General features: G+C 71.4%; 17 protein-coding genes. 6 read left to right on the top strand and 11 right to left on the bottom strand.

Features of this window, described 5'->3' with window-relative positions; translation table 11 throughout:
• The first annotated feature begins 37 nt into the window (after window positions 1-37).
• Window positions 38-454, top strand: a complete 417-nt coding sequence (locus tag AC2IPW_RS08345; protein ID WP_486376658.1) for a CoA-binding protein — start codon at window positions 38-40, stop codon at window positions 452-454.
• Between the two features lie 72 nt (window positions 455-526).
• On the opposite strand, the gene AC2IPW_RS08340 is transcribed toward AC2IPW_RS08345, so the two are convergent.
• Together AC2IPW_RS08340 and AC2IPW_RS08335 are read right to left on the bottom strand one after the other, a co-directional pair.
• Complete coding sequence (locus tag AC2IPW_RS08340; RefSeq protein WP_486376657.1) at window positions 527-1,444, bottom strand: pseudouridine-5'-phosphate glycosidase; 918 nt, start codon at window positions 1,442-1,444, stop codon at window positions 527-529.
• 55 nt (window positions 1,445-1,499) lie between these two features.
• Entirely contained in the window at window positions 1,500-2,300 is an 801-nt protein-coding gene (locus tag AC2IPW_RS08335) for a DUF429 domain-containing protein (RefSeq protein WP_486376656.1), read from the bottom strand.
• A 144-nt stretch (window positions 2,301-2,444) separates the two neighbouring features.
• Here AC2IPW_RS08335 and AC2IPW_RS08330 point away from each other — a divergent pair, with 144 nt between their 5' ends.
• Window positions 2,445-2,603 (top strand): hypothetical protein, encoded by a 159-nt coding sequence (locus AC2IPW_RS08330; protein WP_003936233.1) that lies wholly within the window; start codon window positions 2,445-2,447, stop codon window positions 2,601-2,603.
• 27 nt (window positions 2,604-2,630) lie between these two features.
• Here AC2IPW_RS08330 and AC2IPW_RS08325 read toward each other — a convergent pair whose 3' ends face one another.
• Window positions 2,631-3,116: a hypothetical protein gene (locus AC2IPW_RS08325; protein ID WP_486376655.1), complete on the bottom strand. Its 486-nt coding sequence runs from the start codon at window positions 3,114-3,116 to the stop codon at window positions 2,631-2,633.
• Complete coding sequence (locus tag AC2IPW_RS08320) at window positions 3,113-3,970, bottom strand: ParA family protein (RefSeq protein ID WP_003936231.1); 858 nt, start codon at window positions 3,968-3,970, stop codon at window positions 3,113-3,115. The genes AC2IPW_RS08325 and AC2IPW_RS08320 overlap by 4 nt, the downstream gene beginning before the upstream one ends.
• Before the next feature lie 114 nt (window positions 3,971-4,084).
• On the opposite strand from AC2IPW_RS08320, the gene AC2IPW_RS08315 reads away from it, so the two are divergent.
• Together AC2IPW_RS08315 and AC2IPW_RS08310 are read left to right on the top strand one after the other, a co-directional pair.
• Window positions 4,085-5,620 carry a hypothetical protein gene (locus AC2IPW_RS08315; RefSeq protein WP_486376654.1) on the top strand — a complete coding sequence of 512 codons (1,536 nt, stop codon included), beginning with the start codon at window positions 4,085-4,087 and terminating at the stop codon, window positions 5,618-5,620.
• Between the two features lie 68 nt (window positions 5,621-5,688).
• Window positions 5,689-6,669: a hypothetical protein gene (locus tag AC2IPW_RS08310; protein ID WP_486376653.1), complete on the top strand. Its 981-nt coding sequence runs from the start codon at window positions 5,689-5,691 to the stop codon at window positions 6,667-6,669.
• 26 nt (window positions 6,670-6,695) lie between these two features.
• On the opposite strand, the gene AC2IPW_RS08305 is transcribed toward AC2IPW_RS08310, so the two are convergent.
• Window positions 6,696-7,364, bottom strand: a complete 669-nt coding sequence (locus AC2IPW_RS08305; RefSeq protein WP_486376652.1) for an HAD family hydrolase — start codon at window positions 7,362-7,364, stop codon at window positions 6,696-6,698.
• 168 nt (window positions 7,365-7,532) lie between these two features.
• Here AC2IPW_RS08305 and AC2IPW_RS08300 point away from each other — a divergent pair, with 168 nt between their 5' ends.
• The gene (locus AC2IPW_RS08300; RefSeq protein ID WP_486376983.1) at window positions 7,533-8,672 is read left to right on the top strand and encodes a patatin-like phospholipase family protein; all 1,140 of its coding nucleotides are present in this window, start codon (window positions 7,533-7,535) and stop codon (window positions 8,670-8,672) included.
• A gap of 9 nt (window positions 8,673-8,681) precedes the next feature.
• Here the strand turns inward: AC2IPW_RS08300 and AC2IPW_RS08295 are convergent, their stop codons facing one another.
• The 6 genes from AC2IPW_RS08295 to AC2IPW_RS08270 all read right to left on the bottom strand — a co-directional run bounded on the left by AC2IPW_RS08295 (window position 8,682) and on the right by AC2IPW_RS08270 (window position 14,695).
• Complete coding sequence (locus tag AC2IPW_RS08295; protein WP_486376651.1) at window positions 8,682-9,314, bottom strand: hypothetical protein; 633 nt, start codon at window positions 9,312-9,314, stop codon at window positions 8,682-8,684.
• The gene (locus AC2IPW_RS08290) at window positions 9,314-10,366 is read right to left on the bottom strand and encodes a zinc-dependent alcohol dehydrogenase family protein (RefSeq protein WP_486376650.1); all 1,053 of its coding nucleotides are present in this window, start codon (window positions 10,364-10,366) and stop codon (window positions 9,314-9,316) included. The genes AC2IPW_RS08295 and AC2IPW_RS08290 overlap by 1 nt, the downstream gene beginning before the upstream one ends.
• Before the next feature lie 120 nt (window positions 10,367-10,486).
• The gene (locus AC2IPW_RS08285; RefSeq protein ID WP_486376649.1) at window positions 10,487-10,936 is read right to left on the bottom strand and encodes a hypothetical protein; all 450 of its coding nucleotides are present in this window, start codon (window positions 10,934-10,936) and stop codon (window positions 10,487-10,489) included.
• Window positions 10,937-11,092: 156 nt separating this feature from the next.
• The gene (locus AC2IPW_RS08280) at window positions 11,093-12,271 is read right to left on the bottom strand and encodes a hypothetical protein (protein WP_486376648.1); all 1,179 of its coding nucleotides are present in this window, start codon (window positions 12,269-12,271) and stop codon (window positions 11,093-11,095) included.
• Between the two features lie 70 nt (window positions 12,272-12,341).
• Complete coding sequence (locus AC2IPW_RS08275; protein WP_486376647.1) at window positions 12,342-14,189, bottom strand: acyl-CoA thioester hydrolase/BAAT C-terminal domain-containing protein; 1,848 nt, start codon at window positions 14,187-14,189, stop codon at window positions 12,342-12,344.
• Between the two features lie 53 nt (window positions 14,190-14,242).
• Window positions 14,243-14,695 carry a GyrI-like domain-containing protein gene (locus tag AC2IPW_RS08270; RefSeq protein WP_486376646.1) on the bottom strand — a complete coding sequence of 151 codons (453 nt, stop codon included), beginning with the start codon at window positions 14,693-14,695 and terminating at the stop codon, window positions 14,243-14,245.
• 802 nt (window positions 14,696-15,497) lie between these two features.
• On the opposite strand from AC2IPW_RS08270, the gene AC2IPW_RS08265 reads away from it, so the two are divergent.
• Window positions 15,498-20,981 carry an ATP-binding protein gene (locus tag AC2IPW_RS08265; protein ID WP_003936218.1) on the top strand — a complete coding sequence of 1,828 codons (5,484 nt, stop codon included), beginning with the start codon at window positions 15,498-15,500 and terminating at the stop codon, window positions 20,979-20,981.
• Window positions 20,982-21,692: the final 711 nt, after the last annotated feature.

Here is a 21,692-nt window from a genome sequence, read left to right as displayed (position 1 = left end):
CCCTCGCGCCGCACCGGCGAAGAGTAATTTTGCCGACATGAGCACCTCGTGGCAGGACCCGAAGGCCGTGAACCTGATGCTCGACGACTGCGACACCTGGGCGGTGGTCGGGCTCTCCGGCAACCCGGACCGCACCGCGTACCGGATCGCGCGGCTGCTCCAGGAGCGCGGTAAACGGATCATCCCCATTCATCCGAAGGCGCCGACGGTGCTCGGCGAGCAGGGCTACGCGACACTCGCGGACGTGCCGTTCCCGGTCGAGGTGGTCGATGTGTTCCGCCGGTCGGAGTCGGCGGGCGAGTTCGCCGACCAGGCCGTCGCAGTCGGTGCGAAGGGCGTGTGGTTCCAGCTCGGGGTGATCGACGAGGCCGCGTTCGCGCGCACCACCGAGGCCGGGGTGGCGATGGTGATGGACACGTGCCCGGCGATCGAGTGGAACAAGCGGCGCGGATGACCGCCGCCCGAAGGTGCGGTGCATCCTTTGGGCTGCCCTGGCCGCCCAAAAGACGCACCGCTGCGGCGGGCGTCAGGGCGAACTGCCGGCGAGCGCCGTCGCGACGGCACCGCCGAGCGTGACGTTGCCGCGGTACACCTCGACGTTGACGTCGAGGCTGCGGCCGCCGGTGGCGCGGTGGAAGTGGTCGAGCAGGAACGGCGTGGTGTCCTTGCCGGCGACTCCGGCCGCCGCGGCACGCTCCTCCGCCTCGTGCAGCACCCGCGCGTGCAGACCGGGGTCGAGCTGGGCGCCCTCCGAGACTGGATTGGCAAGCAGGATACCGGCTTTCAACCCCAACGCGTCCCGGGCGCGGATCAGGTCGGCGACCTCCGCCGGCGAGTCCACGGAATACTCGAGGGGGCAGCCGCTGTCGCGGATGTAGAAGCCGGGGAAGGTTCGGGTGCGGTAGCCGACGACGGGGATGCCGAGGGTTTCGAGCCGTTCGAGGGTGGCCGGGATGTCGAGGATGGACTTGACGCCGGCGCTGACGACGAGGATCGGCACGGTGGACAGGGCGACGAGGTCGGCGGATTCGTCGAAGGTGCTCTGTGCGCCGCGGTGCACGCCGCCCAGCCCGCCCGTCGCGAAGATCTCGACACCGGCGCGGTGCGCGAGCAGCGCCGTCGCGGCGACGGTGGTGCCGCCGGACAGTCGTCGCGCGACGGCGATCGGCAGGTCGCGGACGCTCAGTTTCGTCACGGTCTGTGCCGTGGCGAGTTCGGTGATCTCGTCGGTGGACAGTCCGACCGTGGCTACACCGCGGAACACACCGATGGTGGCGGGGACGGCGTCCGCCTTCCGCAACCGCGTCTCCGCCTCGAGCGCCACTTCGAGGTTGCGCGGGCGCGGCAGACCATGGGTGAAGATCGTCGATTCCAGGGCCACCACCGGCCGGCGGGCCGCGACAGCGTCGCGCACCTCGTCGGATATCCGGATCACCGGGTCCATGCGGCTCCTCCCGTTGCCTGCAGCGTACCGGCGCGCCGCCGCGGGTCCGGTCACCTCAGAGCAGTTCGCCGATTCCGCACACCGGCAGGTGAATCCAGCCCTCCCTCACCGCGACGGCGTGCTGCGTCGCATCGGGCCGGGCGGTTCTGCCGAGGGCTGCCGCCCGGGCGACGAGGCCGGCGACGACCGCATCGAACGCGTCGTCGGAGTCGACGCACAGGTCCCGGAAGCCGCCGAGCGTCAGTCCCGGCAGGGCCTCTTCCAGCGCGACCATCGAGGCGGCCCGCACCTCGCGGTTCTTCGCACTCTTGTACCCCTTGTGCGGAAGCCCCCAGACCTGCAGCGCGGCAGCGGGATACGCCTCGACAACCGCGCCGTCGACGCGGTCGACATCCACTCCCCCGGCGTCGAGTTCCGCGAGCAGGCCGGCGCACCGGAGCGCCACGTGGGCGATGAGATCCGCGGACACGCTCAGCGGGACGATCCCGGTCCGGGCATGCACCACGCGGTCGGTCGATCGTCGCACCAGCGGCAGCCGTCCGGGCCGGCTGCTCAGGGCGCGTTCGCGCGAGTACTCGAGGCGGTGGTGCGCACCGACGAACTCGACGAACGCGTCCGGCCAGCCGAAGGGCGCGTCGATCCCGCTGCGTTCCGCCGCGGCGATCGCGGCCACGATCTCCGGGTCGGTCGCGCCGAGCCGCAACTCCTGCACCGTCGCGGATCCGTGCTCCCACGCGAGGGTGGCGACCGCCGTCTTCGCCGGTTCGGCCGCGAGGTCGACCCCTACCGTCTTCACGAACGTCACGGTATCCGCTGCCTGTCCCCGGAGCTTGCACCCGTACTGCGCACCTTGCATCCCCTCCGTCCCGCCACAACGGGTGCAAGCACGCCACAAGGAGTGCAGGCCCCGGCACATCGTCCGGCAGGCAGACAGCCGTGGACTACGTCCCGCATCCGTGCCACGGTGGAGGCGGATATCTCTTCCAGGAGGTGCAACACCATGGAGCACACCCAGCAGAACAGCGCCGCCCAGGAATGCCCGGACTGCCATGCGCTCGCCGCGGACCTCGCGGCGCACAAGCAATGGCACTCCCGGGTCGTGCACGACCTGGCCCTCGCCGTCGAGAAGGAAGTCGACCGACGGACCCGGACGCCCTGACCGGGACCGCTCCCCTGCCCGGTTGCGTCAGCGGAAGGCGTCGCCCTTGGTCGTGAGCGCCTTGACCCGTTCGACGATCCTGTCCTGCAACTTCTTCGGCGTGCGCCAGCGCATGGCGAGGCGGTCGTAGTCCATCGCGTGCTCGGTGACGATGTCCTTGAGCTGCTCGACGTCGAGGGGCGCGAGCTTCTCGCGCAGGCCGGTCTCGCCGCCGTCGCGGAACGCGGCGAACGGATCGAAGGGCCCCGGGGCGCGTTTGCCGCGCCGCGCGGCGGGGGCCTTCCGCGGTGCCGGGGCCGCGGGCGTCGGCGTCTCTCCCGTCGCGGCGAGCGCCGAGGCGAGAGCATGCGCGAACCGCGGGGTGCGGGCGGCCTCGTCGGCGATCACCTGCACCAGACGCACGAGGGCGGTCGCGGCGGCGGGGCTCGCGCCCTGTAGTCGCAGCAGCGCGGCGCTCGCCTCCCCGATCTGCAGGCGCAGGCGCGCCGCGTCGCGGTCGACGGGGCCGGTCACAGCAGCACCTGCGCGTTCATCAGGACGTCCTCGGTCAGCATGCGCAGGGCGTCGAACTGCCCGGAGTTGCCGTACTTGCGTTTGAGGGTGCCGTACGGGACGAACTCCGCGGACTGCGCGATCTGGTTGGCCTCGGGGATCCACGCCGGCACGACGTTCGCGATCCGCTCGTCGCGCTGCAACTGTTCGATGATGCTGCGGTGCAGGTTCGACGCACTGCGGTACTTGGTGATGACGAGCCCGATCTCACGGATGGGGTGCCCCGTCCGGTCGGCGAATGCCCGGACCCTGGTCTGCAGCTGGGGAATGCCGTAGGTCGACAGGATGTCCGGGATGGTGGGGACGAGGTAGCCGTTCGCGAGCCGCAGGCCGTTCTGGGTGAGCATGCCGAGGTTGGGCGGGCAGTCGACGAGGATGTAGTCGTACCGGTCGGCGATCGGGGTGATCGCGTGCAGCAGCACCTCGAGGGGCCGGGTGGACTTCGGGTCGGCGTACTGCTGGTGGCTCAGTCCCTCCTGGATGTCCATCAGATCCAGCGACGAGGCGAGCAGGTCGACGTTCTTCACGGCGCGCACGGGTGAGACGTTCCGCTGGAGGGCCTTCTCGATGTCGAAGACGGGGGCGTCGGGGTCGACGGCGCCGCGGAACAGCGTGGCGAGGGTGCGATCGAGCTGGTTCAGCTCCTGCCAGCGCTCTTCCCCGATCATCATCGTCGTGAGGTTGGTCTGCGGGTCCAGGTCGATCAGCAGCACCCGCTGCCCGAACTCGGCGGACATGAATTCCGCCAGGGCCGCCGTCGTCGTGGTCTTGCCGACGCCGCCCTTCAGATTGATCGTCGCGATCACCCGCGCCACACCACACCCCCTCGCTACTCGTTCGCTCAGCAAAGTACACCGGGACCCGGACGAATCCGGCGCCGGGCACCCGCGCACCCCCTAGATTCGAGGCAGTCGGCGACGGGAGGCCGCGTGCGCGAGGGACAGTGGAGGCGCTGGTGGCCACTCGCGGCCGCGGCGGCGCTCGTCGTGCTGCTCGCGGCGACGAACGCGGTCCCGACGTGGCCGGGGCTGATTCACCTGGTGGCGCTCCCCCCGCTGGACCAGTTCGCCGACCTGCGGCTCCTGCTGTCGCGGGCGCCGTCGTGGCCGATGTTCCTGGTGTTGCTCGCCGCGGTGGCCGCAGCGCGGGTCGCGCTCATGGCGTGGCTGCTGGGCGGTCTCGATGCCCGCCGCCTGCGGTTCGCGGCCCTGTTCTACACGGTCGCGTTCGGCCCGGTGCTGCTGGCGGCGTTCGCCGACGCCACCGCCTACGCCGTCCTGTACTCCCGGCTGTTCTGGCCGGCCGTCGCACTGGTCGGGGTGCTGGTGCTGACGCTCGGTCCGGTTCCGTGGCAGGGCACCGTACGGCTGCGGGCGGCGCTCGCACTGACCTGGCGGCGGGGGCTGCGCGTCGAGGTGCTGGTGCCGTACTGCGCGGTGGTCCTGGCGCTGGGCGCGGTGGCCGAAGGGATCCCTGCCCTGACGGTGCCGCTCGTCCCGGTCTCGGCCGTCGCGACCGGCCTGGCGATCCGGGCGATGCACCGCCCGGCGCTGCGCCGGCCCGGGACGGCCCTGAGTGCGTTCGTCGCGGCGCTGGTCGCCGCATCGATCGTGTTCGTCGCGACCCGCGGGTATGAGGAGCCGGAACCCGGCCCGCCGCAGCCGGGTTCACTGCTGATCCTGTCGGGGATCAATTCGGCGTCGGGCCGGGGCGCGATCCACGCGACGGACATTCACCGCCTCGGCTACACCTGCGAGCAGGTGTACTACTTCTCCTACGCCGGGCCGGGCGACGGGCAGCCGCAGCGCGACGCGACGTGCCCGATCCGCACGGGCGCCCCCTACGGGCCGAGCGACACCCAGCGGCCGTTCCAGGAACAGGTCGATCTGTTCGTCGAGCAGGCGTCCGGGCTGCCCCGTCCGCTGGTGGTGGCCGCGCATTCGCACGCGGTGTGGGTGGTGTGGGAGGCCGTCGCCACCGGGCGGGTCGAGGTCGACGCCTTGCTGCTCGTCGGCCCGTTTCCGAGCACCCCGACCGGCTACCCGCCGCCCGGCGTGAACCAGCCCGGCCGCGTCTTCGCCGACCTGCTGCGCCTCGCCGCACCGGCCACCGACCTCGTCCGGTTCCACTTCGATCCGGAAACTCCGGCCGCGCGGGAACTGCTCGGCACGGCGGGAGCCGCGGAATCCGTCCTCGCTAGGCCGCTTCCCGGGGAGGTGCGGGCCTCGAGCCTGCCCTCGGCCACCGATCTGCCGCTGATGCCGGACGGTCGGGAGCTCGACGTCGAGCGCAACGAGTGTCCCGCCCGCGTCGCCCACCCGTACCTGCCCAAGTCGGCGGCCTTCGAGGACGCGACCATCCGCTTCCTGAACGGCCGGCCTCCCCCACCCTGTCCGCCGTGGCGGGACTGGGGTGCCGTGCTCGTGCGGCCGTTCGGGGTGCCGGCCGGGCAGGCTCTGCGATGATCCCGAATTCCCGGCGACGATCGCCGCCGGGGGGGATATTCGGAGGAGACCACCACCACGGAGTACCCATGACACTGCTTCCCCGCCCCGGTCTGTCGGCGATCGTGACGGTTGCCGCCGCCGCACTCCTGTCCGTGTCGATGCCGCCGAACGCCCCGGCCTTCGCGCCCGACATCCACGGGAGCATCCTGCGCGCAGCGCTGCCCCCGGCCACCGCCGACGGGGGCGTCGACGAGCCGGCGCTCGCCGAGATCACCGGGAGTCTCCTCACCGGCACCGGCAACGAAGGCAGCGACCTGTTCCAGGGCGACGCCTTCCGGCACTTCGACAACGCCGCACGGCCGGCGGACGTCTGCGACCGTGCCCGGGACGCGTGGAACTTCTTCGTGCCCGCCGTGATCGCCGGCGCGCAACCGGCCGGCCCGCCGGAGTTCCGCACCACCGCGAACGGATTCGGAGCCCGCAGCGCCTTCGGCGGCCTGACGCACGCACTCGCCGACTTCTACTCCCACTCGAACTGGGTCGAGCTGGCCGTCGCGGCGAACCGGGCGCCGGGGCTCGCTCCGCTCTTCCCGACGTGCGATCCTGCCGCTCTTCCGGCCGGCCTGCACACCGGGTTCTTCGAGCTGACCGCGGCGAACGGTCTCGACGGCTGCCCGAGCGGACCGCCCTCTCCCCCGGCCGGGTCGTCCGTGCCGCCGAGCGAGGGCCCGCCCGCCCCGCCTGCCCCGTTCGAGGAGTGTCACCTGACCCTGAACAAGGACGATCCGGGCACGCTGCGCGGGCGTGAGCCGGTCCCCGGGTATCCCGGCACGACGTATCACCAGCTCGCGGTGCAGCTCGCCGTCGAACACACCACCGCGCTGTACCGGGAGGTCCGTGGTCTCGTCGCCGGTTCCGTCCCCGCCGGTGTCGACGGAGAGTGCGTCGCCGACAACCTGTTCCGGGCCGCACTATTCGCACCCTGCGCGGTCCCGAATCCTGCTTCCGTTCTCCCCGAACGTGTTTCGGGCCAGCCGGTCGGCGTTGCGCCGAGCCCGCCGGCGTAGAGGACACCGGCTCCGGCCTCAGTCCCTCACCTCATCGCTGCTACCGCGGCCGGGGTGAGACCGTCCAGGCCGGGCAGCACCAGCCCGGCGAGGGCGAGCGCATCCGGGTCGGGTGGGTACCGGGGATGGGGTATCGCGATCACCCGCATGCCGGCCGCCGCCGCCGACCGCAGCCCGTTGCTGGAATCCTCCACCGCCGCACACCGAGCCGGGTTCGTCCCGAGTCGCTCGGCGACGGTGAGGTAGACGTCGGGGGCCGGCTTTCCCCGCGCCACACCTTCGGTGGACAGCGCCACCGCGAACGCATCCCCCAGTGCCGCGGCGTCGAGCACGGCCTCGATCAGAGCCTGCGGGGACGAGCTGGCCAGGCCGAGCGGCCACCGCGCCGCCATCGTGCGCACCGCCTCGACCGCACCGGGAATCAGCGGCAGCCGCTCGGCGTAGCCGGCGCCCATACGCTCGATGACCAGTGCCGCCACGTCGTCGGGCGGAAGATCGACACCGAGACCGTCGCTGAGATACCGCGCCCACTCCGGGGTGCTCATGCCCATCAAGCGGCTCTGCGCCTCGTCGGTCCAGCGACCTCCGTACTCGGCCACGACCTGCCGGCGCACCTGTTCCCACAGTGGCTCGGAGTCGATCAGCACCCCGTCCAGGTCGAACACCACCGCTTCCACACCACCGTTGTCGGACACAGGCCCAGTCTCGGCCACCCCCGCCCGGCGGCAGGACACCGACACGCAGGCGATCGACAGCCGGCCCCGACGGATCACGCCTCGGGCGCAGTACCGGCGCGTATCGTTCTCCGATATCTGCACGTGCTCGTCGTGAGGGGGACGACCGTGAGCGAAACCGTAGGGCTGGTGGTGTCCGGCGCGGGCGCCCGGGGGGCGTACGAGGCCGGGGCGATCGCGTCGCTGCTGCCCCACCTGCCGCGGTCGGAGCGTCCTCCGATTCTGGTGGGAACCAGCGCCGGCGCGCTGAACGTCGTCGGACTGGCCGCCTTCGCCGGGGACGGGTGCAAGTCCGCCACCCACAAGATCGTGAGCCTGTGGTCGACGGTGGGACTGGACGACGTCTTCGGACCCGTCGGCACGTTGGTCGGCACCGGCCTGCGTTACCTCGCTCAGGCCGCCGGCCTGGACGTCACGCTGCCGAGCCTTCTCGACACCGAACGCATGCACGACATGCTGGCATCTCTCATCTGCTGGGAGGACCTGCACGCCAACATCCGCAGCGGGGCCGTCGGGGCGGTCGCGGTGACGGCGACCTCGGTCGCCACCCGCGGCACCGTGGTCTTCGTCGAGAAGCACCCGTCGGTGCCGCTGCCCGACTACGACGAACATCGCAACATCAGCTACGTCGAGACGGAACTGTCCGTCGAGCACGTGCTGGCGTCGGCGGCGGTGCCGGTGCTGTTCCGGCCCGTCCGGGTCACCGAACCGGCGGCGTGGGCGGGCTGGTACGTCGACGGCGGTCTGCAGCTCAACACCCCGTTGAAGCCGGCTCTCGCCCTCGGCGCGGACACCCTCGGAGTCGTCGCGACCCAGCCGCGGCACTGGATCGAACGGCCTGCCGCCGAACTCGCGTCCGGCGACGACGAGCCGCCCGACGTGTTCGGTGCCGCCGCACTGGTCCTGCGCGCCGTCCTCTCGGACCGCATGATCGAGGACCTGCACCAGCTCGAGGTCCGCAACGACCGGCTGATGCGCATCCGTGCAGCCGGCGTGGACAGCGCGGAGGTGACCTCGGATCGGGAGATCGGGGTGCGGTTCGCGGGTCCGTCGCTCAAGCAGGCCTACGACCTCGGCCGGCTCGCCTACGACATCTACCGCGAGAAAGGGGCGGGGGTGAGCGGTCTGCGCCATCCCTGGCTGTCGGTGCTGGGCCGACTCGTGGGAGGAACCCGCGAGGACCACGGCGACCTGCTGAGCTTTCTGCTCTTCGACCCGGACTTCACTTCCGCCGCAGCCGAACTCGGCCTCGCGGCACCGCACGAATAACTGCAGGGCTCACCAGGCCAGGTATGCGATGGTGCGCAGCATCTTCCGCCCCATGACGAATGTGATCGGTTCCATCAGCGTCGGGCCGAACGCGAGCCGGCTCCCGCGCGACGGACCGTGGCGTCCCCGGCCGTGTTCGACCAGGCGGGTGCCGCCGTCCGGACCCGGATGCAGGTGGAACGACCACAGGAACGCGTCGCCGGTCTCTTCCGTCGCGCCGTGCAGGACGAGTGCGCGGTCCGGTTCGAGCAACGCGACGGTGAGCGGCGGAGCCTTCGGGTGCTGACGGATCGGGTCGCCGACGGCGAGATGCTGCAGGTCCGGGACGATCTCGGTCGCGTTCGTGATGCGGCAGCCGATGAGGTTCTCGAGGCCCTCGTAGCTGTAGAAGCCGCCGCGGCCCTGGCCGATCTGCACGATCCACGGCCACACCCGCTCCGGCGGCGCGTCGACCGTGACGGCGCGGGTGAAGCCCCAGTCCGGTGCGGGGACCAGGTCGTCGCCCGGGTACTGCGCGGCCAGCTCCTCGGCGGTGGCGCCCCAGGTGGTGCGCCACCGCCGCAAGGGCCGGGTGGTGAGCAGGTGGAACGCGATGAGCAGAGCACCACCCACCGAATCGGACAGCGAGCGCAGCCGCCCCATCAGTCTCCCGGCTTCGCCGTCAGCAGCACCTTGAGCGCACCGGTCTCGGCGGCCCGGCCGAACACGTCGTAGGCCTCCTCGAACTCGTCGAGGGTGAACCGGTGGGTGATCATCGGCGAGGTGTCGAGCTTGCCGCTGCGGACCAGACCGATCAGCGTCGGGGTCGAATGCGTGTCGACGAGCCCGGTGGTGATGGTGAGGTCCTTGATCCAGATGCTCTCGAGGTGCAGCGTGGCCGGCGCTCCGTGGACGCCGATGTTGGCGACGTGGCCGCCCGGCCGCACCAGCTCGACGGCCTGCTCGAACGTCGCCGGGAAGCCGACGGCCTCCATGGTGACGTCGGCGCCGAGACCGTCCGTGAGGTCGCGGACGACGGCGGCGACGTCGTCGCGGCCGGGGTTGAGAGCCAGGTCGGCGCCGAGTTCGCGGGCCGCCTCGAGCCGGCTGTCGGCGAGGTCGACCGCGACGACGTGGCTCGGGCTCAGCAGCCGGGTGGCGAGGATCGCGGCGAGGCCGATCGGGCCGGCACCGACGATGACGACGACGTCGGCGGGACGCACGCATCCGTTGAGCACGCCGACCTCGTAGGAGGTGGGCAGGATGTCGGCGAGCATGAGCATCTGCTCGTCGCTCACCCCCTCGGGCACACGGTGGGTCGAGTTGTCGGCGAACGGCACTCGCACGAGTTCGGCCTGGGTGCCGTCGACGAGATGGCCGAGGATCCAGCCGCCGCCGCCGAGGCACTGGCCGTAGCGGCCCTCGCGGCAGAAGCGGCAGCGGCCGCACGAGGTGATGCACGAGACGAGGACCCGGTCGCCGGGTGCGAGGTTCTGCACGCTCGGCCCGACCTCGACGACGGTGCCGACGGCCTCGTGGCCGAGGATGCGCCCGTCGGTGACCTCGGGGACGTCGCCGCCGAGGATGTGCAGGTCGGTGCCGCAGATGGTGACCGCGTCGACGCGGACGATCGCGTCGGTGGGGTCCGTGATTCGGGGGTCGGGGACGTCCTCCCAGGAGCGTTTGCCCGGACCGTGGAACACCAGTGCCTTCATTGGTTCGGCCCTTTCGCCGATCGGTGGGTGCCGGTTTCAGCGTCCCATCGTTCGGGCGGGTTCGGAACGGGCCGTTGGACCTCTGTCGGGTGACGGGATGTCACATCGTCGCCGCGTGGCTCAGTGGCCGGGGACGATCGTGAGCCGGTCGGCGCCCGGGTCCGGTTCGACCAGGGCGTCGGGGGTGCCGTAGCCGTCGACCTCGACGACGGGTGCGCGGTCGACAGCGGCGCGCACGACGGCGCCGTCGGACATGAAGACGAACAGACCCTGCCCCGTGGTCTGCGGGAGGTTCTCCCACACGGTGCCGGTCAGGCCGAGGTCCCGGTTGATCGAGCTCATCAACAGGGGCATCGAGAAGCGGTACATGCGGTCCCACGACCCCGGCGGCAGCCCGGCGCCGACGGCGACGGCGGCCAGGGTGCGGGGTTCGCCGCTCAGCAGGACCGTGTCGAACTCCGCTTCGAGGATCGGGTCGTCCTGCACCCGGACCGTGTCGGCGGCCCCACCGCATCCGGCGACGACGAACATCGTCGCCACCAGGGCGATCCCCGCCGCGTACGCCGGCACCGTCGACCTCCACGCCCTGCGCAGCACCGGTCACCCCCAATCGATTTCGCCCGAGAACGCGTGAAAGCTACAGCACCGGGCGCGCAAGGAGCAGGGCCGTCGGGCCACGTCGGAACGGTCGACGGGAAGGGCTGTGACCGCTGACAATCCGGCGGTCTACTCCCGCGCGGTGAGCTCCGCGATGTCGCCGTGCAGCTCCGACCGCAGCGAACCCATCAGCTCCGCGGCGATCCCGAACTGGTCGCCGACGAAGTGGGTGTTGTCGGCCGAGAGCTCCCGCGCACCCGAGCGGCCGATGAGGGAGTCGATCCGCTCGTCGAGGCTGGCGGTGCGGGCCTCGACCTCGGCGGTGCGTAGCTGCATCTCGGCGACGGTGAGCAGCTCGCCGATGCGCGCCAGGGCCGCCACCCGGTCGAGTAGCTGGTCCCACACCGGTTCGAGGGCGGCGATGCGCGCGTCGACGGCCGCGCGTGCGGACGGCGCCGCGCGGCGGGCGTCGGCGAGTTCGGCGAGCAGACCGCGCAGTGTGACGGCGTCGACGGCGATCTGGGTCAGCTCGTCGGCGAGATCGAGCTGGGACCGTTGCACCGCGAGATGCTCGGACCGCCACGCGACGGAACCTTCGATGCGGTCGTAGAGGGTGCCGGCGAGGAAGAGCAGCGTGTCGTACCGGTCGACGAAGTGGTCGTCGTCGCCGGGCACCTGCCGGCCGAGGGCGTCGGCGGCGCGGCGTCCCGCGGCGGCCGCGGCGGTGCCGTCGGACCAGCGCGTCACGCGGTCCACGGCCACGCCGAGCACGGCGCCACGCACCTGATCGGCCATCTTCTCGGGGACGGGCGCGGGTGTGTGCTGCAGCGCCGCGAACAGGGCGTCGCGCTGGTGCGGGTCGAGGTGCACCCCGTCGCGTCGTTCCCGCCGCACGGCCCGCACGCCCTGCGCGTAGTGCCGGCCGGAGACGGTGAGCGTGTAGTGGGCGTTGCGCAGCCGCTTGGCGAGCTCGCCCGCCCGGTATTCGAACACCAGCCGGGCGGCCCCGGGGCGCAGGTCGGCGGCCCGCGCGGTGAGGCGCGCGTGCTCGTCCGTGAGGTGCCGCAGCGCGCCGAACCCGCCGAGGGTGGGCAGGCCGCGGCCGATCCGGCGGCGCCGGGCCAGGATGTCGCGGGTCTCGTCGTCGAGGCGGCCGGCGGCCAGGCAGAGGGCGGCCGCGTCCGACAGCGGGGCGTGCCGGCCGTCGAGCCGGTGCTGCTCGCACCAGCGGCGCACCTGCGCGGCCATGCGCTCGCGGCGCTGCTCGGCCGGTTCGAACCCGACCGGGAACTGTGGGGCGTCGGACATCGGGGCCTCCTCGTGGTGTCCGGACCTTTCCACTGTTCCAGAAATCCGGGTGGCGCGGCGGGGGCGCCGGTCAGGCGAGGAATTCGGTGACGGCGTCGACCGCGGCGCGCTGGGCCCGGCCCTGCCCGGCCGGGGTGCCGCCGAAGGCGATGCCGCCGGTCCACTGGGCGTCGCCGGGGAACATGCCGAGACGGATGAGGTGGCCGGCGTCCTCGACGGACAGGTGCCGGTCGCGGCCGTCGCCGCGGCGGGCGAGCAGTGCGCCCGCCATGTCGGTGGACGGCCACAGCTGGTCGTCGGTGCCGGTGATGCACAGGATCGGGGCGTCGACCTTCTCGGCCCGCAGGTGGGCGGGGTCGGGTGCGTCGCGCAGTCCCGCGCGGTAGGCGTCGGCCAGGCGCAGCAGCGACGGCCGGTGCCGGGCGACGTCGCGGCCGGCGCGCCAGGCGTTGCGGATCATCTGCGGCATCAGCGCGGAGCTGGGCAGCGGCGCCCAGGGCCGGGCCTCGCCGCCGAGGGTCCACGCCGGGGTGTCCGGGATCTCGCCGTCCGGCCCGAGTCCCTGCCACGCGACGGAGCTGGGACTGATCAGCACCAGCGCCCGCAGTGGCGTCCTGTCGGCGGCGACGGCGGCGAGGAGCCCCTCGGCTCCCCGGGAGATGCCGATGGCGGCGACGCTGCCGATCTCGGGCAGGCCGGCGAGGTGGCGCAGCGCGCCGGTGAAGCGTTCGAGCGGTACCTCGGCCACCTCGGAGTTCTCGTCGAGCCACGAGTAGGCGAGGGCGAGGTGGCCGTGCGAGGCGAGGACGGCGATGGTGGCGCGCTGGGAGTCGACGCCGCCCTCGGAGCCGCCGACGCACAGCACCGCCGACCATCCGCGGGGCGGTGTCGGGCCGTCCGGACGGGCGAGCAGACCGGGGCGGCCGTCGATGTCGACGTCCTCGACGGTCACTCCCGGCGCGGCGTCGGCGCGGATCACCGTGCGGCGCGCGGTGTGGGGTCCTTCGGTGACGGTGAGTGTGACCGGCCACCGGCCGGGTGGCGGGACGAACAGGTCGGGTACGCGGTCGGGTTCGTCGAACCGCATGTCCCACAACGGTTCGTCGACCACGTCGACACTTCCGTCGTAGGTTCGGCTGGACCGCCAGCGGGCGCCGAACATGTCGGTGCCCTCTGCGGTGACGGTGATCGTCGCGTCGGGCCGCGATCCGGCGACGGTGAGACGGAACGGTTCGTCGTGCCGGGACTGCCGCGGTGCGACGAGGTGGACGCGGGCCGAGTCGAGGTCCGGCGGTGGTGCGGCCGGGGATTCGGGTTCGGGGTGCGGGTTGGCGGAGGCGGCGAGCGCGGAGTTCGTGTCGAACCACTTGGGGAACAGGGCCGAGACCAGCCCCGCCGCGCCCAGGACGACGAACGGGACCACCCAGTACCCGACGACGGACAGCGCGTCGGTCTCGTCGCGGACGGTGGCGTCTCCGTCGACGATCGGTGGGATCAGCGAGGATACGGTCATCACGGCGAAGGCGGCGGCCCACATCCACGTCATCGCGGTGGTGATGTATCTGAATCCGCCGGAGGCCGCGGTCGCGGGATCGACTGTCTCGACAGCATATTCGCGCACGAAGGGCCGTCCGGCGAGGATGCCGACGAGGACGACGAGCAGCAGTCCGAGATTGCCGATCGGTTGCAGCCAGCGTTCGAGGACGGCGTCGTCGAGGGTGAGGGTGGCGACGAGCAGCAGCGCGAAGACGACGACGGTGCCGACGTCGAGGGAGCGCCACGGCTTTCCGCGCAGGCGCTGCACGAGCGGACCGGCGGCGGCGAGGGCGAGGGCGGCAGCCACGGCGGTCACGAACCCGGTGTTGCCGACGAGGATCCAGTACAGGATCCACGGCGCGAATCCGACGACGAGGGACATTCGCGGATTGTCTCCCGCCGCCGGGACGCGTGGGGTCGCTTCCGCGATACGCCTCAGGACTTCACGGGTACGTAGATCACCGTGCGCACTTCCTCGGCGGGAGTGCCCGGCGGGCTCCAGTACTCCTCCCACGCGGTACTCAGGTCGAGGTCGTGACCCTCCCGGGCGGCCCAGGCGGCGAGGGCCTCGTAGGTGTGCTCGAGCGTGTCGTAGGGGCCGAGGTGGGTCTCGGTCGCGACGTCGCCGGCGGGCAGGTCGACCGGGACCACGTGCCCGTCGCCCTCGATCGGGGTGGCGACCTCGAAGCCGGCGGCTCCGTCGAAGCCGTCCTTGGTGAAGTTGCGGTAGTACGCGAAGGCCGGGCCGGACGGCGGCGTACCCGCGCCGGTGAGGTACTGCTCGACGGCGCCGTACGCCGCGCCGATGTGTTCACCGATGTGGGCCACGTCGGTGTGGAATTCCACGGCGGCCAGGTGCTTGGCCGGTGCGTGCACGATCTCGGGCATGCGTCCTCCCCTGTCGAAGCCTGTGGCCACGATAGGCGACCCACGGCACCGGTTCGTGAACTTTCGGTGGGCCGAATGTGACATCCGGTCGATGTGATCGAACCGGTGTGACATTCGGCCGAACCCGCGAGCGGCGACCGTGACAATCGTCACAGCGGAACACGGCCCGTTCGCATCCCCCCGCGACGGTGCGACGGGACCACCGGCCGCCGGCGGATGCCCGTTTCCTCCCGTTCGCGGCGTGGATGCCGGTCCGATACTGGGCAATTCACATAGGCGGGAGCGCTCGCAGACCCGGCGGCCCGCCGCCCGAAAGATCAACTGCCCTAATGTTACTGCCCGGTGTTACCGGGCGGTATTCGCGAGTGCGACGGGACCGGAGCGGCGTCACGTCCGAATACCGACCCGTAATTTGCTGTCCGCCAACATCTTCCGATGAACAACGCCGCGGGAACCACCGAACTCGGCCTGCGAGGCCACAAAACGTGACAAACCCTCATGTTTCCTTCATGCTGTTAGCGGAAGGATCGTCCCCACCGGGGGGCACTCGGCCGTCGACGACGACGGTCCGCGGGACGAGGCCGACCGCCTGTCCGCCGACTCCCAGGCACCCGCCGGGACAGTCGGTGCACACGTCCGCACGCATACGCCGACACGAGGAGCCGACCGATACATGTTCTTGCTCGCGTTATCAACCCGTGACGCGGGCCTCGGCATCGGTTAACTTTCTTCACTCACTGGCGAGAAGCTTCGACGAGCGTCGCACGAGCGCGCACAAACCTGGAGAACGGTGGCAACGAGTATGTTCAAACGGATCGCGGTGGTCAACCGAGGTGAGGCGGCGGTACGCCTCATCAGAGCAGTCCGGGAGCTCAACTCCGAGCACGACTACGACATCAAGACGATCGCCCTGCACACGGAGGCCGAGCGGCGGGCGATGTTCGTCCGCCAGGCCGACGAGGACGTCACCCTGCGGCCGTCCACCACGGCCGCCACCCCCTACCTCGACCACGCCGAACTCGAGCGCGCCCTCGTCGAGGCCAAGGCCGACGCCGTGTGGGTCGGCTGGGGCTTCGTCGCCGAGGATCCCGCCTTCGCCGAGGTCTGCGCCCGCCTGAACATCACCTTCATCGGCCCGTCGGCCGAGGCCATGCGCCTGCTCGGCGACAAGGTCGAGGCCAAGCTGCTCGCCGAGAAGGTCGGCGTGCCGGTCGCCCCGTGGTCGGGTGGACCGGTCGAGACCCGCGCCGACGCCCGCCGGCACGCGCAGGCCATCGGCTACCCGCTGATCATCAAGGCCCGCTCCGGCGGCGGCGGCCGCGGCATCCGCAAGGTGTACTCCGAGGACGAGCTCGAGCTCGCCCTCGAGCGCACCCAGGGTGAGGCCGAGCGCTCGTTCGGCGACCCCGTGGTGTTCATCGAGCGTCTCGTCACCGACGCCCGCCACGTCGAGGTCCAGGTCATCGCCGACGCGCACGGCAACGTGTGGGCACCGGGTGTGCGCGACTGCTCCATCCAGCGCAAGAACCAGAAGGTCATCGAGGAGTCGGCCTCGCCGCTGCTGACCAAGGAGCAGGCCGACCACCTGCGCTCGGTCTCCGCCGACCTCGTGCGCGCCGCCGGGTACTGCGGCGCCGGCACCGTCGAGTACCTCTACCAGCCCGACCTGAAGATCTTCACCTTCCTCGAGGTCAACACCCGCCTGCAGGTCGAGCACCCCATCACCGAGGCCACCACCGGCATCGACCTGGTCAAGCTGCAGATCCTCGTGGCGTCCGGCGAGAAGCTGCCCGGCGACTGCCCGCCCGAGTTCGGCCACGCCGTCGAGGCGCGGCTCAACGCCGAGGACGCCGACAACGGCTTCGCCCCCGCCCCCGGCTCCGTGCAGCTGCTCAAGTTCCCGCTCGGCTCCGGCCTGCGCGTCGACACCGGCATCGCCCAGGGCGACGTCATCCCGCCGGACTACGACTCGATGGTCGCCAAGATCATCGCGTGGGGCCGCGACCGCGACGAGGCCCTGGCTCGCCTGCGCACCGCGCTGCGCGAGACCACCGTCGTCCTCGAGGGCGGCACCACCACCAAGTCGTTCCTGCTCGACCTGCTCGACCGCGACGAGGTGATCTCCGCCTCGGCCGACACCGGCTGGCTCGACCGCACCGGCGCCGGCACCGCCACCGGTCCGTCGCGCGTCGCCGACATCGCGCTGATCGCCACGGCCGTCGACGTCTACGACGCCGAGGAGACCCACGAGCGCGCCGCGTTCCTCACCTCCGCCCGCGGCGGCCGCCCCCGCGCCGGGCACTCCGTCGGCCGCAAGGTCGAGCTGAGCTACCAGGGCCAGGCGTACGAGCTGCTCGTCGGGCAGGTCGGCCCGCACCGCTACCGCGTCGACGCCGGCAACGGCGAACTCGAGGTGGACGTCGACCGGCTCGGGCAGTTCGAGTCCCGGCTCGTCCTGGCCGGCCGCCGCCACCACGTCGTCTCGATCGCCGGCGCCACCGGCTACCTCGTCGAGGTCGACGGCATCAGCCACCAGATCAGCCAGGACGAGGCCGGCGTCGTGCGCACCCCCGCGCCCGCCGTCGTCGTCGCCGTGCCGGTCGCGCCCGGCGACGAGGTCGAGGCCGGCCAGACGCTGGTGGTGCTCGAGTCCATGAAGATGGAGACCGCGGTGCGTGCGCCGTTCGCCGGCCGTGTCCGCGAGGTCCTCGCTGTGGTCAACTCGCAGGTCGACGCGGGCACGCCGCTGCTGCGGGTGGATCAGATCGCCGAGGAGACCGTCACCGAGACCGTCGAGCGCGTGCAGTTCCCCGCGCCCGCCGCCGTCGTCACCGGCGACGCCGCGGCCGACGCACTGGCCCGGCTCGACGCCCTCGAAGCGCTCGTCACCGGCTACGACGTCTCGGGCAAGCGCACCGCGACGCTGCTCGCCGAGTACGACCGGCTGCGTGGCGAGACCGCCGAGAACTGCGACCTGGTGCGCGCCGAGCTGGCCCTGCTCACCACGTTCGCCGACGTGTGCGAGCTCTCGCGCAACCGTCCGACGCAGGACGAGGAGACCGGCGACGAGCGAGTGCACAGCCCCCGCGAGCACTTCCACGGCTACCTGCAGTCCCTCGACGTCGAGGTCGGCGGCCTGCCCGAGAGCTTCCGGGCCCGGCTGGCACAGGCGCTGCGGCACTACGACGTCACCGAGCTGGAGCGCACCCCCGAGCTCGAGGAGGCCGTCTACCGGCTGTTCCTCGCGCAGCAGCGCATCGAGACGCAGGTTCCGGTGGTCTCGGCGCTGCTCGAGCGCTGGCTCGCGGAGACCGAAGGACCGGCCGGCATCTCGCAGGAACTCAACGAGGTCCTCGACCGGCTCATCGTCGCCACCCAGGTGCGCTTCCCCGTGATCGGCGACGCGGCCCGCAACCTGCGTTACCGCCTCTTCGAGGAGCCGGTGATCCGCAAGGTCCGCGAGCAGGTGTACGACGGGGTGCGCGGCAGCCTCGCCCACCTCGCCGACAACCCCGGCGCCGCCGACTACGCGCAGCGGGTCGAGGCCCTCGTGGCCACGCCCGAGCCGCTCATCGACCTGCTCGCGCAGCAGATCGCCCGGCCGGAGACCGTGCCGGGGCCGCTGCTCGAGGTCATCACCCGTCGCGCCTACAAGATCCGCACGCTCGAGCAGGTGCAGTCCGACGTGCGCGGGGGCCGGCAGTTCGTCACCGGCAACTTCGATCTGCGCGGCACCCGCCTGTACCTGATCTCCACCGAGGCCCGGCACGCCGAACTCGGGGCGGCGCTGGACGTCGTCGAGGAGTCGGCGCGCACCCTGCCCGGCACCGAGAACCTGGTGATCGACCTGTATCTCGCGTGGGACGACGCGCCCGCCGACGCCGACGCGCAGGCCGCGGCGCTGCACACGGTGCTGTCCGAGCGTGCGATCACCGCCTCCGCCCGCCGGGTCACGGTGACGGTGTGCCACACCGACCGCGCCGAGGAGCACGTCTTCACGTTCCGCCCGTTCGAGACCGGGTACGCGGAGGAAACCAACATCCGCGACATGCACCCGCTCACCGGTCAGCGTCTGGACCTGTGGCGGCTGAAGAACTTCGTCGGCACCCGCCTGCCGGCGAACCCGGACTCGTACCTGTATCACATTGCGGCGAACGAGAACCCGTCCGACGAGCGGCTCATCGCGCTCGCCGAGGTGCGGGACCTGACCCCGCAGCGCGACGAGACCGGCACGATCGTGGGGCTGCCCGCGTTCGAGCGGGCCCTGTCGAGCTGCCTCGACGCCATCCGCCGGTCGCAGGCCGGGCGCGGCAAGCGCCGCCTCGACGCGAACCGCGTGGTGCTGTTCGTGTGGCCCGAGGTGGACCTGAGCATCGACGACCTCAAGCGGGTCAGCCGTGGGGCGGCCCCGCTCACCGTCGGCGCCGGCCTCGAGGAGATCACCGTCATCGGCTGGTGGCGGGAGACCGCCGACGCCGAGCCCCGCGAGGTGGCCCTGCGGTTCTCGTACCGCTCCGGCGCCGGCGTGGTGGTGCGCGTGACCGATCCGCCGAAGGAGCCGCTGCAGCCGCTCGACGAGTACACCCAGAAGGTGCAGCGCTCGCGCGCCCGCGGCACCGTGTACCCGTACGAGCTGATCCCGCTGCTCACCGGCAGGAACGGCAGCTTCGTCGAGTACGACCTCGACGAGTCCGGTGCCGTGGTGCCGGTGCAGCGCCCGTACGGCCGGAACAAGGCCGGGCTCGTCGTCGGGCTGGTCACCACCCCGACGCCGCGGTACCCGGAGGGCATGACCCGGGTGGCGCTGTTCGGTGATCCGACGAAGGCGCTCGGCACCGTCGCGGAGGCCGAGTGCGCGCGGGTCGTCGCCGCGATCGACCTGGCCGAGCAGCTCGGCGCGCCCGTCGAGTGGTTCGCGCTGTCCTCCGGCGCCACGATCTCGATGGAGTCCGGCACCGAGAACATGGACTGGGTGTCGCGGGCCCTGCGCCGCATCATCACCTTCACGCAGGGCGGCGGCGAGATCAACGTCGTGGTCACGGGCATCAACGTCGGCGCCCAGCCGTACTGGAACGCCGAGGCGACGATGCTCATGCACACCAAGGGCATCCTGGTGATGACCCCGGACAGCGCGATGGTGCTGACCGGCAAGCAGTCCCTCGACTACTCCGGTGGTGTCTCGGCCGAGGACAACTTCGGTATCGGCGGCTACGACCGCGTCATGGGCCCCAACGGTCAGGCGCAGTACTGGGCACCGAACCTGTCGGCGGCGGTCGAGGTGCTCTTCGGGCACTACGAGCACGCCTACCTCGCCCCGGGCGAGCGGTTCCCCCGCAAGGCCGAGACCGTCGACCCGGTCGACCGCGATGTGCGGGTGTACCCGCACGTGCATCCGTCGAGCGACTTCACGACGGTGGGCGACATCTTCTCCGCGGAGACCAACCCGGACCGCAAGAAGCCGTTCGACATCCGCACGGTGATGCGCGCGGTGGTCGACCAGGACCACCCGGTGCTCGAGCGGTGGGCGGACATGGCCGACGCCGACACGTCGGTGGTATTCGACGCGCACCTCGGTGGCAACGCGGTGACGGTGATCGGCATCGAGTCCCGCGCGATCTCTCGCAAGGGCTGGTTCCCCACCGACGGACCGGACCAGTGGACCTCGGGCACGCTGTTCCCGAAGTCGTCGAAGAAGACCGCGCGGGCGATCAACGCGGCGAGCGGCAACCGGCCCGTGGTGGTGCTGGCGAACCTGTCCGGGTTCGACGGCTCCCCCGAGTCGCTGCGCAACCTGCAGCTCGAGAACGGCGCCGAGATCGGCCGGGCGATCGTCAATTTCGACGGTCCGATCGTCTTCGTGGTGGTCTCCCGCTACCACGGTGGTGCCTTCGTGGTGTTCTCCGGTGCGTTGAACGAGAACATGGAGGTGCTCGCGGTGGAGGGCTCGTTCGCCTCCGTGCTCGGTGGCGCCCCCGCCGCGGCGGTGGTGTTCACCCGCGACGTCAATGCGCGCACCGCGGCGGATCCGCGGATCACCGAACTCGAGGCGCAGCTCGCTGCGGCCGAGGACGGCGAGAAGGCCCGCCTGCGGGTCGAGCTGGCGACGCAGCGCACCGCGGTGCGGTCGGAGAAGCTCGGTGAGGTGGCTGCGGAGTTCGAGGCCATCCACAACATCCAGCGCGCCCAGCAGGTCGGCTCCGTGCATTCGATCATCCCTGCGGCGGGCCTGCGGCCGGAGATCGTCGCCGCGGTCGAGCGCGGCATGGCGAAGGTGCTCGCGCAGTAGCAGTACGACCCCGAAAGGGCCTCGCACCGATTCTTCGGTGCGGGGCCCTTTCTCGTGCCCTGAGGGGCCCGTCAGCGCCTCGTGCCGGCCGTCCCGGTACCTTCTCCGCCCGGGGCGGCTGTGCGACGCCCTGGGGATATCCGGTCCAGTCGATCCGCTCGCCCGTGCCCCCCGGATCGGGGTGGTCCAGCCCGGAAAAAACCGGAGCAGTGAGCAAGCTCACAGGTTTGGGAACACGGGGGCGCGGGTACCGGTTTTCACCGCACACGAGCCCGGGCCGGGCCGCTACATGCACCTTGTTGGCACTCGGTGCTACCGCGCGGATGCCGCCACCACCGACGCGGTCTCCACCCACGACGTGTCGAATATCGTTGTCATGCAGCTCATTTGGAATCGATCCCAGCGAATCGTCGACAAACCGGCTGTATGTACGCCTCTGTCCTGACCTCCGGGTAGTATCGCGCGCCATTTCGAACCACCCTCCGGCCGTTGCATTTTGTGGCAAAGGTCCCGGAACGGACATGCAGTCAGCCGGTACGCGGGCAAACGTCACAATGTGCGTGTAATAGTTTGGAAGACAACACTATTCAATGTAATTAGCGTAAGTCGTTGCACGGCACAACATCTTTGTCGTAGGACATGACACAAGCCGCGTAATGCTGCATCATTGATGTCGACAGGGGAGAACGAGCGGAGCATCTACGTGAATTC

It is taken from the genome of Rhodococcus sp. NS-SX18 (assembly GCF_057367935.1).
This window is presented reverse-complemented; position numbering and strand designations above follow the sequence as displayed.